Below are 14656 nucleotides of genomic sequence, written 5' to 3'. Positions count from 1 at the left end.
TGGCTTGCACTTGTTGACGCTGACTTAGACGCGCTTGTTGATGCACTTTGGCTCGCACTTGTTGAAGCTGACTTAGATGCGCTCGTCGAAGCACTTTGGCTTGCACTTGTTGACGCTGACTTAGACGCGCTTGTTGATGCACTTTGGCTCGCACTTGTTGACGCTGACTTAGATGCGCTCGTTGAAGCACTTTGGCTTGCACTTGTTGACGCTGACTTAGACGCGCTTGTTGATGCACTTTGGCTCGCACTTGTTGAAGCTGACTTAGATGCGCTCGTTGAAGCACTTTGGCTCGCACTTGTTGAGACTGACTTAGACGCACTTGTTGATGCCGACTTAGATGCGCTCGTTGAAGCACTTTGGCTTGCACTTGTTGACGCCGACTTAGACGCGCTTATTGAAGAACTTTGACTTACACTAGTAGAAGTACTTCTACTCTTATAATCACTATCAGATACTTTTATAGTTACCGTATCTGTAGTCCTATCTTTATAAATAATAGTGACTGTACCATTATCGCTAATAGTGAAGGAATCAATACGTTTTTCCTTCTTATTATTTAGTTTTTCAACAGCAGACAATATACGAGCTTTTTCTTTAGAGTTCAATCGAGAGATATTATCTACTTGGAAAGTTTCAGTCGGCGCTGCACCATCCATAATATCTGCCAATCTGCCTTGTTTAATAAAGAAATTCCCTTTATTTGCATCCCCAGCTTGGGTATAGTTTCCAGCCTTATCTGTTGCGATAGCATTTCTGCGCCAATGATTTCCATCGGCAAATTCCAAATCATCCTTCATGTGTCCTGTAGCAGTAATACGAGCAGGGTTGGATGGAGTCGCAACGATTTCACCATTAGGGTCTGACAGGGAAGTAACTGTCCCCTTACCATATTTCTGATCTTTAAAGAAATTGTTAGCCAAGTCCGAAGCAGGACGATTTCCATCAGATTCTGGTACAAGTTTAAATTCTCTCAATTTACCCTTGTTATCAGTCGCGGTCATATCGACTGTGAAATCATCACCCGCATAAACGTAATAGTATTTATTTCCATCACTCCCAATAACTGGTTTAATTTGTTCCCCATTCCGAGTTACGGATACATTAACGTCAGGAATTTCCTTTTCTTTCTCTAGGTTTGCATTAATTTCACTTTGAGAACCATCACGATAAGTAACTGTAATTTTACCGTCGGTAGAAACCACTATTTTAGATTTAGTTCCTGGATAAGATAGAGTCAGGCTACCATCTGCATTTGGAGTTAATTCACCTTTTGATACATCCGGAGCAACATCTCCATGTTGTTGCAAATTAGTAAGATTGTGCGGATTTTTAACAAAATTATTATAAACTTCCTTAACTTCATCTGGTGTCAAATGGTCCAAATCAGAAACCTGAACAGTATTACCACTTTGGATTTCATGACGTTCGTTGAAACCTTTGATAAGAAACTTAACTGAATCTCTAGCTACTTGACCATTGTACTGACCAGATGAGAAATTATAGGTGTACTCTTTCCCTATCTGTGCTGATAAATCGTTACCACCAACTGTACCTTGGAGATAACTAAATACATTCGGCCTGTTGATACCAGGTACACCTATCTGGTTTCCAACATAGTTAACACCTGGGACGGGATCGCTCGGGTCTGCTCCGTAGATATATATATTACTATTTGAACGACTTTGAATACCAATTAAATCATTAATTGAATCGCCATTATATACTTCTTTGTAACGATTATCAATATTGTATTGTGGGCCAAGTTTTGAAGTTGTTTGATTATTTGTAGGTTGTTGTCTATACCCCGTCGAAACACTTGCTGATTGAACTCTAGAAGCATTCCCTTGAGTATTTTGCCCGATAGGTGCTGAGCTGACCTGAACCTGCATATCAGCAGTCGCAGTCGGCACATTGTTATCATATTTAACTTTTACTTCAATCCTACCGCTTAAGTTTCTATTTTGTCCGTGTCTGTAATTATAAACAATTTCGGAACCCTGAGTAAAGGTTTTTTCCATAGAGTAGCCGTTAAATGTTGCACTTTGGACATGGCCTCCTCGGCCGACATTTACCCTAACACCTACATTGCTCAAAGCACTATCAGCCTGAACATTCATAGTGTACGTCGCGATACCAGTAGCCTTATCAAAAGTAGCGTCAGGACTACTTACCGTCATACGTCCGTCATTCTGAGCAGTAGCCCAACTTGCACGAAGAGAAGTATAGCGTAACATAGCTTGGCCATTACGGGCATCACGCGCACCTGATTGAGCTCTCAAAACGGCATTGACAATTGAATTACGAGCCAAGGTAGCTTTTTGCACCACCTCTGTCCAATCACTCGTTGGATTCGCCAAAGCTTTTTCAATGGCTGTCACTGCTGCATTTACCTTAGTAATTGCAGAATCAGTGTTTGGCAAACCAGCAGCTTTCGCTAAGTATTCACCCATTTCAGCTGAAAGCTTGGTTAACTTCTTACGATTTTCTTCATTTTTCTTTACAGAAGTTTCCACAGATGATAAGGTTGCAGCTGTCGCTCCAACTAAACTTGTTGTATCTGAATTCGTTTTAACAACATTTGACTCAATAGCAGCAGGCTTCAAAATTGATGAATCAATTTTGGCAACCTTTGATTCATTTTGAGTCGATACTTTCTTATCATCTTGAGTTTCAGATACAGTTTTTGCTGAGGAAGCTCCTACAGATGTTGACACACTACTTGTTTGGCTGGCAGATTGACTCACACTAGTTGACGTACTAGCAGCACCTGAAGCACTAGCGCTGGCTGAAGCCGATGTGCTAGCTGAGGCACTAACTGACGTACTAGCGGAAGCACTTGCTGAGGTGCTGGCTGAAGTACTAGCTGAGGTGCTAGTAGAAGCCGATTCTGAAATCGAAGTACTTTCACTCACAGAAGTAGACAAACTAGTAGAATTTTCCGAGTTACTTAGAGATGTCGTACCCAAAACTGCTGTATCATTTGTAACCAAAAGGTCTGGTTTTTCCAGTGTTTTTTCCACGGCTACTGTTTCATTTGCAAATACTTTTGTTTGAGTAGCAACACTACCACCTAAAACAGCCCCTGTGGCGGCAAGTCCCTTGATAATATCCAGACCTGTAATAGAAGGATTCACTTTATCCTCTACTACTTCAGTCATGACTTGAGTAGTATCTACACCACCCCGCAAAACCTTAAATAAACCAAAAAGAGAGGTTGAAGCTCTCAACCAATGCTTACCCGATTTAATTAACTTATAACGTGTCACACGGTCTGTCTCTCTATAACGACCATTCTGACATCTAAAAAACATGTTTTACTCCTTTTCATCCACACCAAAGTATACACTATGGCCAATTTAATCATACACTTAAAAGTATACTTTAAATGCAAACTATTGTCAATCATCTTAATATATTTTTTTACATGATATGATACTTCAAACTTATTTATATCCTTGTTTCAAGATAGTATTTAATATATACAATTTTAAATATGCTAAAAATCTATTGCATTGCTTAATGTAGATATACACATTAATACTAAAAAATACTAAAACATAAATAATTTGATTTCTATTTCTTAAAACAAAAAACTCATGAACGAATAACATCCATGAACTATGACGAGTTAGTGAGGTCCGTAGCTCGGGCAATTTCTAACTGTTACGACAAAAAAAGCCTACGAATCGATACTATTCGTGAACTTTGCTTAGCGAAGGGCTTAACCAAGTTACATACAAACTTGGCGTTAGTTACTTACATTGTTATACGATTAAATAAATTTACTGAACTACGACATGGAGTTTGGCAAATCAATTACATTTTCCAAACGTAGTTAGTAAGACAGTTACCCTTTTTTATCTATTACGACGGAAAAATCCACGAATCGATAATATTCGTGGATTTTTCCTAGTAAAGCGTTTAGGTAAGCCGATTTTTTATACTACGACACTCACTACCCGTTACGACGTAAAGTTTTACGAATCGATATTATTCATAAAACTTTACTAGTGGAGCGCCTAGCCAAGTTACTTAGATTGTTACACAATCAAGTAAATTTACTGAACTACGACACTGAGTTTTACAAATCGATTCCATTTGTAAAACTCAGTTAGTGAAGCAGTTAGGCAAGTCTAATAGGACTTGCCGTAGCCTACTTAGATTGCTTTGCAATCCAGTAGGCTTACTGAATCACATTTTCTCTTCCAACTCTACGTCTGGATACTTATCCGCAAACCAGCGGAGGGCAAAGTCATTTTCAAAGAGGAAGACTGGCTGGTCAAAGCGGTCCTTAGCCAAGATATTTCGACTTGATGACATGCGTTCATCTAGGTCCTCAGGCTTGATCCAACGAACGGTCTTTTTACCCATTGGGCTCATGACCACTTCCGCATTGTACTCGCCTTCCATACGGTGCTTAAAGACTTCAAACTGGAGTTGTCCAACAGCACCTAGCATGTACTCACCTGTTTGGTAATTCTTATAAAGCTGAATAGCTCCTTCTTGCACCAATTGCTCAATCCCCTTGTGGAAGGATTTTTGCTTCATGACATTCTTGGCAGAAACTTTCATGAAAATCTCAGGGGTAAAGGTTGGCAGTGGTTCAAATTCAAACTTGTTTTTTCCAACTGTCAAAGTATCCCCAACCTGATAAGTACCGGTATCGTAAACCCCGATAATATCACCTGCCACGGCATTGGTCACATTCTCACGACTTTCAGCCATAAACTGAGTAACATTAGACAGCTTGGCGCCCTTACCAGTACGAGGCAGGTTGACACTCATACCACGCTCAAATTCACCCGATACGATACGGACAAAGGCGATACGGTCACGGTGACGAGGGTCCATGTTGGCTTGGATTTTAAAGACAAATCCTGAGAAATCCTTATCATAAGGATCCACAATTTCACCATCTGTTTTCTTATGACCATGAGGTTCTGGAGCAAACTGAAGGAAGGTTTCAAGGAAGGTCTGCACACCAAAGTTTGTCAAAGCTGAACCGAAGAAGACTGGCGTCAATTCTCCAGCCAGAATAGCTTCCTCCGAAAACTCATTCCCAGCTTCATTTAAAAGTTCAATATCATCCTTGACTTGCTCGTAGAAAGGATTGCTACCAAAAAGCTTGTCCCCATCTTCTAAACTGGCAAAACGCTCATCCCCTTTATAGAGTTCCAAGCGTTGGTTATAGAGGTCATAGAGCCCCTCAAAGGCTTTCCCCATCCCGATAGGCCAGTTCATCGGGTAACTCGCAATACCCAAGACTTCTTCCAATTCTTGCAAGAGGTCCAGTGGCTCTCGACCGTCACGGTCTAGCTTGTTCATAAAGGTAAAGACGGGAATGCCACGGTGTTTGACAACTTCAAATAATTTCTTGGTTTGGGCCTCGATACCCTTGGCAGAGTCCACAACCATGACCGCAGCATCTACCGCCATCAAGGTACGATAGGTATCTTCTGAGAAGTCCTCGTGCCCTGGGGTATCTAGGATATTGACTCGTTTGCCGTCGTAGTCAAATTGCATAACAGATGATGTCACCGAAATCCCACGTTGCTTCTCGATATCCATCCAGTCAGACTTGGCAAAAGTCCCTGTTTTCTTTCCTTTTACAGTACCAGCCTCACGAATCTCGCCCCCAAAATAGAGCAACTGCTCAGTGATGGTTGTTTTCCCCGCGTCCGGGTGGGAGATGATGGCAAAGGTACGACGTTTCTTAATTTCTTCTTGAATATTCATAAGTTCTCTTTCTTTGATTCTCTATTTTTCTTGTTTCGATAGCTAAGAATGATTTTTACATTGGATTTTACCATTCCTTTCAACACTCCATTATATCGGATTTTAGCAATTTTTTCAATTTCTATTTCTTTTCACTTATCCCTCCCTTATTTATAGGAAAATATGGTAAAATAGAACAGACTAAAAATCATCATTTCACGAAAGGATGCAAGATGAAAATTACGCAAGAAGAGGTAACACACGTTGCCAATCTTTCAAAATTAAGATTCTCTGAAGAAGAAACTGCTGCCTTTGCGACTACCTTGTCTAAGATTGTAGACATGGTTGAATTGCTGGGCGAAGTTGACACAACTGGTGTTGCACCAACTACGACCATGGCTGACCGCAAGACTGTACTCCGCCCTGATGTGGCCGAAAAAGGAACTGACCGTGATCGCCTGTTTAAAAACGTACCTGAAAAAGACAACTACTATATCAAGGTACCAGCTATCCTAGACGATGGAGGAGATGCCTAATGACTTTCAACAATAAAACCATTGAAGACTTGCACGATCTCCTTGTTTCTAAGGAAATTTCTGCAACTGAATTGACCCAAGCTACGCTTGAAGATATCAAGTCTCGCGAGACAGCTATTAACGCTTTTGTTACCATCGCTGAGGAGCAAGCTCTTGCTCAAGCTAAAGCTATTGATGAAACTGGAATTGACGCTGATAATGTCCTTTCAGGAATTCCACTTGCTGTTAAAGACAACATCTCTACAGACGGTATTCTCACAACTGCTGCCTCAAAAATGCTCTACAACTACGAGCCAATCTTTGATGCGACAGCTGTGTCAAATGCTAAATCAAAAGGTATGATTGTCGTTGGAAAAACCAACATGGACGAATTTGCCATGGGTGGTTCAGGTGAAACTTCTTACTATGGTGCCACTAAAAATGCTTGGGACCACAGCAAGGTTCCTGGTGGCTCGTCTAGTGGTTCTGCCGCAGCTGTAGCTTCTGGGCAAGTCCGCTTGTCACTTGGTTCTGATACCGGTGGTTCCATCCGCCAACCTGCTGCCTTCAACGGGATTGTTGGTCTCAAACCAACCTACGGAACGGTTTCTCGTTTCGGTCTCATTGCCTTTGGTAGCTCATTAGACCAGATTGGACCTTTTGCTCCTACCGTTAAGGAAAATGCCCTCTTGCTCAATGCTATTGCCAGCGAAGATGCCAAAGACTCTACTTCGGCTCCTGTCCGTATTGACGACTTTACTTCAAAAATCGGTCAAGACATCAAGGGCATGAAAATCGCTTTGCCTAAAGAATATCTTGGCGAAGGAATTGACCCAGAGGTTAAAGAAACCATCCTGAATGCGGCCAAACATTTTGAAAAACTTGGCGCTATCGTTGAGGAAGTCAGCCTTCCTCACTCTAAATACGGTGTGGCCGTTTACTACATTATCGCTTCATCTGAAGCTTCATCAAACTTGCAACGCTTTGACGGTATCCGTTACGGCTACCGCGCAGAAGATGCAACCAACCTTGATGAAATCTATGTAAACAGCCGTAGCCAAGGTTTTGGTGAAGAAGTGAAACGTCGTATCATGCTAGGTACTTTCAGCCTTTCATCAGGTTATTACGATGCTTACTACAAGAAAGCTGGTCAGGTCCGTACCCTCATCATTCAAGATTTCGAAAAAGTCTTCGCGGATTACGACTTGATTTTGGGTCCAACTGCTCCAAGTGTTGCCTATGACTTGGATTCTCTCAACCACGACCCAGTTGCTATGTACTTAGCTGACCTTTTGACCATCCCAGTCAACTTGGCTGGTCTCCCAGGAATTTCGATTCCTGCTGGCTTCTCTCAAGGTCTACCTGTCGGTCTACAATTGATTGGTCCTAAGTACTCTGAGGAAACCATTTACCAAGCTGCTGCTGCTTTTGAAGCAACAACAGACTACCACAAACAACAACCCGTGATTTTTGGAGGTGATAACTAATGAACTTTGAAACAGTCATTGGACTTGAAGTCCACGTAGAGCTCAACACCAATTCAAAAATCTTCTCACCTACTTCTGCCCACTTTGGAAATGACCAAAACGCTAACACTAACGTGATTGACTGGTCTTTCCCAGGAGTTCTGCCAGTTCTCAATAAAGGTGTTGTTGATGCTGGTATTAAGGCAGCTCTTGCCCTCAATATGGACATCCACAAAAAGATGCACTTTGACCGCAAGAATTACTTCTATCCTGATAATCCCAAAGCCTACCAAATTTCTCAGTTTGATGAACCAATTGGTTACAATGGATGGATTGAAGTCGAGCTAGAAGACGGTACGACTAAGAAAATCGGTATCGAACGTGCCCACCTAGAGGAAGACGCTGGTAAAAACACCCACGGTACAGATGGCTACTCTTACGTTGACCTCAACCGCCAAGGGGTGCCATTAATTGAGATTGTATCTGAAGCTGACATGCGTTCTCCTGAAGAAGCCTATGCTTATCTGACAGCCCTCAAGGAAGTTATCCAGTATGCTGGCATTTCTGACGTTAAAATGGAAGAAGGTTCCATGCGTGTGGATGCCAACATCTCTCTTCGTCCTTATGGTCAAGAGAAATTCGGTACTAAGACTGAGTTGAAGAACTTGAATTCCTTCTCAAATGTCCGCAAGGGGCTTGAATATGAAGTCCAACGTCAAGCTGAAATCCTTCGCTCAGGTGGTCAAATCCGCCAAGAAACTCGTCGTTATGATGAGGCAAATAAGGCAACCATCCTCATGCGTGTCAAGGAAGGTGCTGCAGACTACCGCTACTTCCCAGAACCAGACCTACCCCTCTTTGAAATCTCAGACGAGTGGATCGAAGAAATGCGGACAGAATTACCAGAGTTTCCAAAAGAACGCCGTGCGCGTTATGTATCTGACCTTGGCTTGTCAGACTACGATGCTAGCCAGTTGACTGCAAATAAAGTCACTTCTGACTTCTTTGAAAAAGCTGTTGCCCTAGGTGGCGACGCCAAACAAGTCTCTAACTGGCTCCAAGGTGAAGTCGCTCAATTCTTGAATGCTGAAGGCAAGACACTTGAACAAATCGAACTAACACCAGAAAACTTGGTTGAAATGATTGCCATCATCGAAGACGGCACGATCTCTTCTAAGATTGCCAAGAAAGTCTTTGTCCATCTAGCTAAAAATGGTGGTGGCGCGCGTGAATACGTGGAAAAAGCAGGTATGGTTCAAATCTCAGATCCAGCTGTTTTGATTCCAATTATCCACCAAGTCTTTGCAGATAACGAAGCTGCTGTTGCCGACTTCAAGTCAGGCAAACGCAACGCAGATAAGGCCTTCACAGGCTTCCTTATGAAAGCAACCAAAGGCCAAGCCAACCCACAAGTTGCCCTTAAACTTCTTGCTCAAGAATTAGCGAAGTTGAAAGAAGATGAATAACAGACTTTTTATATACCTTTTTCTGTTTTAGAAAGACGAAAAAATGAACAAATTTTTACGATTGCTATTTGTTTTAGTCATCATCGCTATGCTAGGCGCTTCTATACTACAAATTTTCTTTCCATCATACATGGGAAGTCACTCCGGGTATGGAATCTCTGCTGGTTGGCAACGAGAAATTGGAATATGGAACCTAGCTGTATTGATTCTTATTCTCGGTGTCAATATTAAGTACGATTGGTTCTATCTACGAATCGTGCTTCTCGCTCTCATCTTCGGTGGGATTGGAATAGGAACAAATCACTTAGTCAATTTTATGGAGTATCATTCTCCTGTAAATGCTATCGGTGCTTTCGAAAATTACTTGCTAGCGACGGGGTGGATTGTAGGATGGCTCATTGAACATCATTCCATAAAGAAGATAACTGCTAGTAAATAACGACAAGTATATCTTAGATGATTTTTAAAGGTTATAATATAGTTTAATAATCATTCAAATTAAGAGATCTACCTTTTCAATAGCCTCAATCTCATATCCTTCTTGAAGAGCTCAGCTACGACCAAGAAAGTCTTTGTTCACCTAGCTAAAAATGACGGTGGTGCGCGTGAATACGTTGAAAAAGCAGGTATGGTTCAAATTTCAGATCCAGCTGTTTTGATTCCAATTATCCACCAAGTCTTTGCCCAGGAATTAGCGAAATTGAAAGAAGATTAATATGTAAAAGAAACCAGCCCTGAGGTTGGTTTTTTTCGCTCCTACCATCTCCCATTAACTATTTTGGCTTTATTTCCAGAAGATTTTATGGTAAAATGAAGAGTAATAATATTTATTAAAGAGGTAAAAACATGATTGAAGCAAGCAAATTGAAAGCTGGTATGACATTTGAAACTGCAGACGGAAAATTGATCCGCGTTTTGGAAGCTAGCCACCACAAACCAGGTAAAGGGAACACGATTATGCGTATGAAATTGCGTGATGTCCGTACTGGTTCTACATTTGATACAAGCTACCGTCCAGAAGAAAAATTCGAACAAGCTATTATCGAAACTGTTCCAGCTCAATACTTGTACAAAATGGATGAAACTGCCTACTTCATGAACACTGAAACTTACGACCAATACGAAATCCCAGTCGTAAATGTTGAAAATGAATTGCTTTACATCCTTGAAAACTCTGATGTGAAAATTCAATTCTACGGAACAGAAGTAATCGGTGTAACTGTACCAACTACTGTTGAATTGACAGTCGCTGAAACACAACCATCTATCAAAGGTGCTACTGTTACAGGTTCTGGTAAACCAGCAACTATGGAAACTGGACTTGTTGTCAACGTTCCCGACTTCATCGAAGCTGGACAAAAATTGATCATCAACACTGCAGAAGGAACTTACGTTTCTCGTGCCTAATCTCTAGAAAGAGGTCATTCTATGGGAATTGAAGAACAATTTGGCGAAATCGTTATCGCTCCACGTGTACTTGAAAAAATCATTGCCATCGCAACTGCTAAAGTTGAGGGTGTCCACTCATTTTCAAATAAATCCGTATCTGATACCCTATCAAAATTTTCTCTAGGTCGTGGCGTTTATCTTAAAAATATCGAAGAAGAGCTGACAGCTGATATCTATCTCTATCTTGAGTACGGTGTGAAGGTACCAAAAGTCGCTCTTACTATTCAAAAAGCAGTCAAAGATGCTGTTCGTGATATGGCTGATGTGGAACTTGCTGCTGTCAACATTCATGTTGCAGGAATCGTTCCAGACAAAACACCAAAACCTGAGTTGAAAGATCTATTTAACGAGGACTTCCTCAATGACTAGTCCATTATTAGAATCTAGACGTGAACTTCGTAAATGCGCTTTTCAAGCTCTTATGAGCCTTGAATTCGGCACAGATATGGAGACAGCTTGTCACTTTGCCTACACGCATGATCGTGAAGATGCAGATGTGCAGATCCCTGCCTTTCTTCTGAACTTGGTTTCTGGCGTTCAAGCTCAAAAAGACGAGCTGGATAAACAAATCAACCAGCACCTCAAGTCAGGCTGGACAGTTGAACGATTGACCTTGATCGAAAAAAACTTACTACGCTTGGGAATCTTTGAAATCACATCATTTGATACACCTCAGCTGGTAGCAGTCAATGAAGCTATTGAACTCGCTAAGAATTTTTCAGATCAAAAATCAGCCCGTTTTATCAACGGACTGCTTAGTCAATTTGTAACAGAAGAAAATGAATAATCGAAAAGGTGTTTGGTCTTCCAAGCACTTTTTTACTTTCCCCTCTGCACAGAGTAATACTCTTCGAAAATCTCTTCAAACCGCGTCAACGTCGCCTTGCCGTACTCAAGTACAGCCTGCGGCTAGTTTCCTAGTTTGCTCTTTGATTTTCATTGAGTATAAGAAGCACATAAAAACTAGAACTGACTGCCAGTTCTAGTTTTTGCGTAATCTGAAGTATTAGTATTTTCTAAATCGTTGGTAACGTTCTTCCAATAACTCTTCTAGCGGTTTTTGTGAAAGTCTAGCTAGATCAGCTTGAAGTTCTTTTTTAACATTCTTAATAAGTTCTTTACTAGAAAGTCCTGCTTCAGAAATCACCTTATCCACCACGTCCATTTCTAACAGTTCATGCGAAGTGATTTTCATCAGTTCTGCCGCTTCCATGGCACGACTGCCATCTTTCCATAGAATAGAAGCAAAACCTTCTGGACTGAGAATGGCATAGATAGAATTTTCCAGCATCCAAACACGGTCTGCGACTGCCAGAGCCAGAGCCCCACCTGAACCACCTTCACCAATAATGATGGCAATTATAGGAACTTTCAGGTCACTCATTTCCATGAGATTGCGAGCAATAGCTTCCCCTTGACCACGTTCTTCCGCTCCGACACCAGGATAGGCTCCGGCAGTGTTGATAAAGGTCACTACTGGACGGCCAAACTTTTCAGCCTGTTTCATCAACCGTAGGGCCTTGCGGTAACCTTCTGGATGCGGTTGGCCAAAATTCCGTTTTAGGTTATCTTGTAAACTCTTGCCTTTTTGGATACCAACTACTGTTACAGCTTGATCTCCAAGCCAACCAATACCACCAACAACTGCACCATCATCACGAAAAGAACGGTCGCCGTGTAATTGGATAAAGTCATCAAAAATGCCTATCGCAAAGTCCAAGGTTGTCAAGCGACTCTGCTCACGCGCTTCTCTGACTATTTTTGCAATATTCATCTAGGACTCCCTCCATGCAATCTGACTAGACTAGCAATCGTATCTGGCAAGTCTCTTCTTTTAACAATAGCATCCACAAAACCATGTTCCAATAGGAATTCTGCCTTTTGAAACCCCTCAGGCAAGCTTTCACGAACCGTATTTTCAATCACACGACGCCCAGCAAAACCGACCAAGCTCTGTGGTTCAGCCAGAATGATATCCCCTTCCATAGCGAAAGAAGCTGTGACACCACCTGTCGTTGGATCTGTCAAAATGGTCAGGTAAAAGAGACCTGCATTTGAATGGCGTTTAACCGCTGCAGAAATCTTGGCCATCTGCATGAGACTCATGATTCCTTCCTGCATACGTGCTCCACCAGATGCTGTGAAAAGAACAACTGGCAATTTTTCAACAGTCGCATATTCAAATAATCGAGTGATTTTTTCACCTACAACTGTACCCATAGAAGCCATGATAAAGTTGGAATCCATAATCCCAAGAGCCACAGTCTGACCTTTAATAAGAGCTGTTCCTGTGACAACGGCTTCATCCAAACCTGTTTTTTCACGCATAGTTGCTAGTTTCTTTTGATAACCAGGGAAATGCAAGGGATCCTTGCTTTCAATCCCTGTAAACAATTCCTTGAATGTTCCCATATCAATCGTCAAAACCAAGCGTTCTTGGGCAGAAATACGAAAGGTATAGCTACAGTGCGGACAGATACGCTCACTTCCCAGATCCTTCTGATAGATGGTATGCTTACAACCCGGACACTTAGAAAATAATTCATCTGGAACCTCTGGCTTGGCTTGAGGTTTTTCCCTAACCGAACGATTAGGATTGATTCGAATATATTTATCTTTTTTACTAAATAGAGCCATTGATTCCCCTTTTCGGTTTAAACTCTTAAAGTCATTTTATTCTTTTTCTTGATATTTAGGTAAGAAGGTTTCCATCAAGAAGGAAGTATCATAATCTCCAGCAATGACATTGCGATCTGAAATGAGGTCAAGCTGGAAATCTGCATTAGTCTGCACCCCCTCTATCTCTAGTTCATAGAGGGCACGTTGCATTTTCATCAAGGCATCAAAACGATTTTCACCATGAACGATGATTTTAGCAATCATACTATCATAATAAGGTGGAATGGTATAGCCTGGATAAACTGCTGAATCCACGCGTAAGCCAACTCCACCACTTGGCAGATGGAGATTAGTAATCTTACCTGGACTTGGAGCAAAGTTAAAGGCTGGATTTTCTGCATTGATACGACACTCGATAGCATGCCCTCTTAGAACAATATCTTCTTGCTTAACAGACAGAGGCTGACCTGCCGCAATGCGAATCTGTTCCTTAACGATATCCACACCTGAAACAAACTCTGTTACTGGATGCTCTACCTGAACACGTGTATTCATTTCCATGAAATAGAATTTACCACTGGCTTCATCAAGAAGAAACTCAATGGTTCCTGCATTTTCATAGCCAACAGACTCTGCAGCTCGAACAGCAGCAGAACCAATTTCATTGCGTAGCGTTTTGCCAATTGCAATCGAAGGACTTTCTTCCAAAACCTTTTGGTTATTCCGTTGAAGAGAACAATCCCGTTCCCCCAAGTGAATCACATGTCCATGCTCATCTCCTAGGATTTGAACCTCGATGTGGCGAGCTGGATAGATAACCCGTTCAATGTACATGGCACCATTGCCATAGTTGGCCTTGGCTTCACTAGAGGCCGTTTCAAAGGCTGAAACGAGGTCTTCTGGTTTTTCAACCTTACGAATCCCTTTACCACCTCCACCTGCTGAAGCCTTGAGCATAACAGGGTAGCCAATTTTTTCAGCAACAATCAAAGCTTCCTCAGAGTTATGCACTTCTCCATCCGAACCTGGAATGACTGGTACACCTGCTTTGATCATCTGAGAACGCGCATTGATTTTGTCTCCCATCATATCCATGACATGACCAGATGGACCGATAAACTTAATCCCCACCTCTTCACACATGGTAGCAAATTTGGAATTTTCACTGAGAAATCCAAAACCGGGGTGAATGGCTTCTGCCTCAGTCAAGACTGCAGCTGATAGAACCGCATTAATATTGAGATAAGACTCAGTTGACTTACCAGGACCGATACAAACCGCTTCATCTGCCAAAAGCGTATGAAGGGCTTCCTTATCAGCAGTTGAATAAACAGCCACCGTTGCGATCCCCAGTTCACGCGCCGCACGGATAATACGGACCGCAATTTCACCACGATTGGCAATTAAAATTTTTCGAAACATG

General features: G+C 41.8%; 12 protein-coding genes and 1 pseudogene. 8 read left to right on the top strand and 5 right to left on the bottom strand.

From position 1 onward, the window contains the following. Together EII37_RS09060 and EII37_RS09055 are read right to left on the bottom strand one after the other, a co-directional pair. The coding region (locus tag EII37_RS09060) for an accessory Sec-dependent serine-rich glycoprotein adhesin (RefSeq protein ID WP_124788346.1) at positions 1-3314 on the bottom strand (3314 nt) is incomplete at its 3' end. A gap of 880 nt (positions 3315-4194) precedes the next feature. Then, positions 4195-5739, bottom strand: a complete 1545-nt coding sequence (locus tag EII37_RS09055; RefSeq protein ID WP_124788345.1) for a peptide chain release factor 3 — start codon at positions 5737-5739, stop codon at positions 4195-4197. A 212-nt stretch (positions 5740-5951) separates the two neighbouring features. Between EII37_RS09055 and gatC the strand changes: the two genes are divergently transcribed. The 8 genes and pseudogenes from gatC to nusB all read left to right on the top strand — a co-directional run bounded on the left by gatC (position 5952) and on the right by nusB (position 11401). Next, on the top strand, positions 5952-6254 hold the full coding sequence (gene gatC / locus EII37_RS09050) for an Asp-tRNA(Asn)/Glu-tRNA(Gln) amidotransferase subunit GatC (protein WP_124788344.1): 303 nt from the start codon (positions 5952-5954) through the stop codon (positions 6252-6254). Continuing rightward, on the top strand, positions 6254-7720 hold the full coding sequence (gene gatA, locus EII37_RS09045; RefSeq protein WP_124788343.1) for an Asp-tRNA(Asn)/Glu-tRNA(Gln) amidotransferase subunit GatA: 1467 nt from the start codon (positions 6254-6256) through the stop codon (positions 7718-7720). The genes gatC and gatA overlap by 1 nt, the downstream gene beginning before the upstream one ends. After that, positions 7720-9165: an Asp-tRNA(Asn)/Glu-tRNA(Gln) amidotransferase subunit GatB gene (gene gatB / locus EII37_RS09040; RefSeq protein WP_001008653.1), complete on the top strand. Its 1446-nt coding sequence runs from the start codon at positions 7720-7722 to the stop codon at positions 9163-9165. The genes gatA and gatB overlap by 1 nt, the downstream gene beginning before the upstream one ends. Positions 9166-9208: 43 nt before the next feature. Then, positions 9209-9604 carry a hypothetical protein gene (locus EII37_RS09035; protein WP_049487037.1) on the top strand — a complete coding sequence of 132 codons (396 nt, stop codon included), beginning with the start codon at positions 9209-9211 and terminating at the stop codon, positions 9602-9604. Positions 9605-9712: 108 nt separating this feature from the next. Next, a pseudogene (locus EII37_RS09030) lies at positions 9713-9874 on the top strand (glutamyl-tRNA amidotransferase); the annotation flags it as partial. 137 nt (positions 9875-10011) lie between these two features. Further along, positions 10012-10572: an elongation factor P gene (gene efp, locus EII37_RS09025; protein ID WP_000568643.1), complete on the top strand. Its 561-nt coding sequence runs from the start codon at positions 10012-10014 to the stop codon at positions 10570-10572. A 21-nt stretch (positions 10573-10593) separates the two neighbouring features. Next, positions 10594-10983, top strand: a complete 390-nt coding sequence (locus EII37_RS09020) for an Asp23/Gls24 family envelope stress response protein (RefSeq protein ID WP_124788342.1) — start codon at positions 10594-10596, stop codon at positions 10981-10983. Then, the gene (nusB, locus tag EII37_RS09015) at positions 10976-11401 is read left to right on the top strand and encodes a transcription antitermination factor NusB (protein ID WP_049546925.1); all 426 of its coding nucleotides are present in this window, start codon (positions 10976-10978) and stop codon (positions 11399-11401) included. The genes EII37_RS09020 and nusB overlap by 8 nt, the downstream gene beginning before the upstream one ends. A 219-nt stretch (positions 11402-11620) precedes the next feature. On the opposite strand, the gene EII37_RS09005 is transcribed toward nusB, so the two are convergent. Genes EII37_RS09005 through accC form a run of 3 tightly spaced genes read right to left on the bottom strand, consistent with a single transcriptional unit; the run spans position 11621 to position 14655 of the window. After that, the gene (locus tag EII37_RS09005) at positions 11621-12388 is read right to left on the bottom strand and encodes an acetyl-CoA carboxylase carboxyl transferase subunit alpha (RefSeq protein ID WP_124788341.1); all 768 of its coding nucleotides are present in this window, start codon (positions 12386-12388) and stop codon (positions 11621-11623) included. Further along, positions 12385-13251, bottom strand: a complete 867-nt coding sequence (gene accD, locus EII37_RS09000) for an acetyl-CoA carboxylase, carboxyltransferase subunit beta (RefSeq protein ID WP_124788340.1) — start codon at positions 13249-13251, stop codon at positions 12385-12387. The genes EII37_RS09005 and accD overlap by 4 nt, the downstream gene beginning before the upstream one ends. 36 nt (positions 13252-13287) lie before the next feature. Further along, positions 13288-14655, bottom strand: coding sequence for an acetyl-CoA carboxylase biotin carboxylase subunit (gene accC / locus EII37_RS08995; RefSeq protein WP_124788339.1), 1368 nt, complete (start codon positions 14653-14655; stop codon positions 13288-13290). Between the last annotated feature and the right edge of the window lies 1 nt (position 14656).

Source organism: Streptococcus sp. OH4692_COT-348 (assembly GCF_003859975.1).
In the GTDB taxonomy this organism is placed as follows: Bacteria; Bacillota; Bacilli; order Lactobacillales; family Streptococcaceae; genus Streptococcus.
This window is presented reverse-complemented; position numbering and strand designations above follow the sequence as displayed.

Excerpts from the sequence above, each read along its gene's own strand:
- EII37_RS09020 (WP_124788342.1), top strand. The coding sequence starts at position 10,594 with ATGGGAATTGAAGAACAATTTGGCGAAATCGTTATCGCTCCACGTGTA.
- EII37_RS09005 (WP_124788341.1), bottom strand. The coding sequence starts at position 12,388 with ATGAATATTGCAAAAATAGTCAGAGAAGCGCGTGAGCAGAGTCGCTTG.
- gatC (WP_124788344.1), top strand. The coding sequence starts at position 5,952 with ATGAAAATTACGCAAGAAGAGGTAACACACGTTGCCAATCTTTCAAAA.
- accC (WP_124788339.1), bottom strand. The coding sequence starts at position 14,655 with ATGTTTCGAAAAATTTTAATTGCCAATCGTGGTGAAATTGCGGTCCGT.
- gatB (WP_001008653.1), top strand. The coding sequence starts at position 7,720 with ATGAACTTTGAAACAGTCATTGGACTTGAAGTCCACGTAGAGCTCAAC.
- gatA (WP_124788343.1), top strand. The coding sequence starts at position 6,254 with ATGACTTTCAACAATAAAACCATTGAAGACTTGCACGATCTCCTTGTT.
- efp (WP_000568643.1), top strand. The coding sequence starts at position 10,012 with ATGATTGAAGCAAGCAAATTGAAAGCTGGTATGACATTTGAAACTGCA.
- EII37_RS09055 (WP_124788345.1), bottom strand. The coding sequence starts at position 5,739 with ATGAATATTCAAGAAGAAATTAAGAAACGTCGTACCTTTGCCATCATC.
- accD (WP_124788340.1), bottom strand. The coding sequence starts at position 13,251 with ATGGCTCTATTTAGTAAAAAAGATAAATATATTCGAATCAATCCTAAT.
- EII37_RS09035 (WP_049487037.1), top strand. The coding sequence starts at position 9,209 with ATGAACAAATTTTTACGATTGCTATTTGTTTTAGTCATCATCGCTATG.
- nusB (WP_049546925.1), top strand. The coding sequence starts at position 10,976 with ATGACTAGTCCATTATTAGAATCTAGACGTGAACTTCGTAAATGCGCT.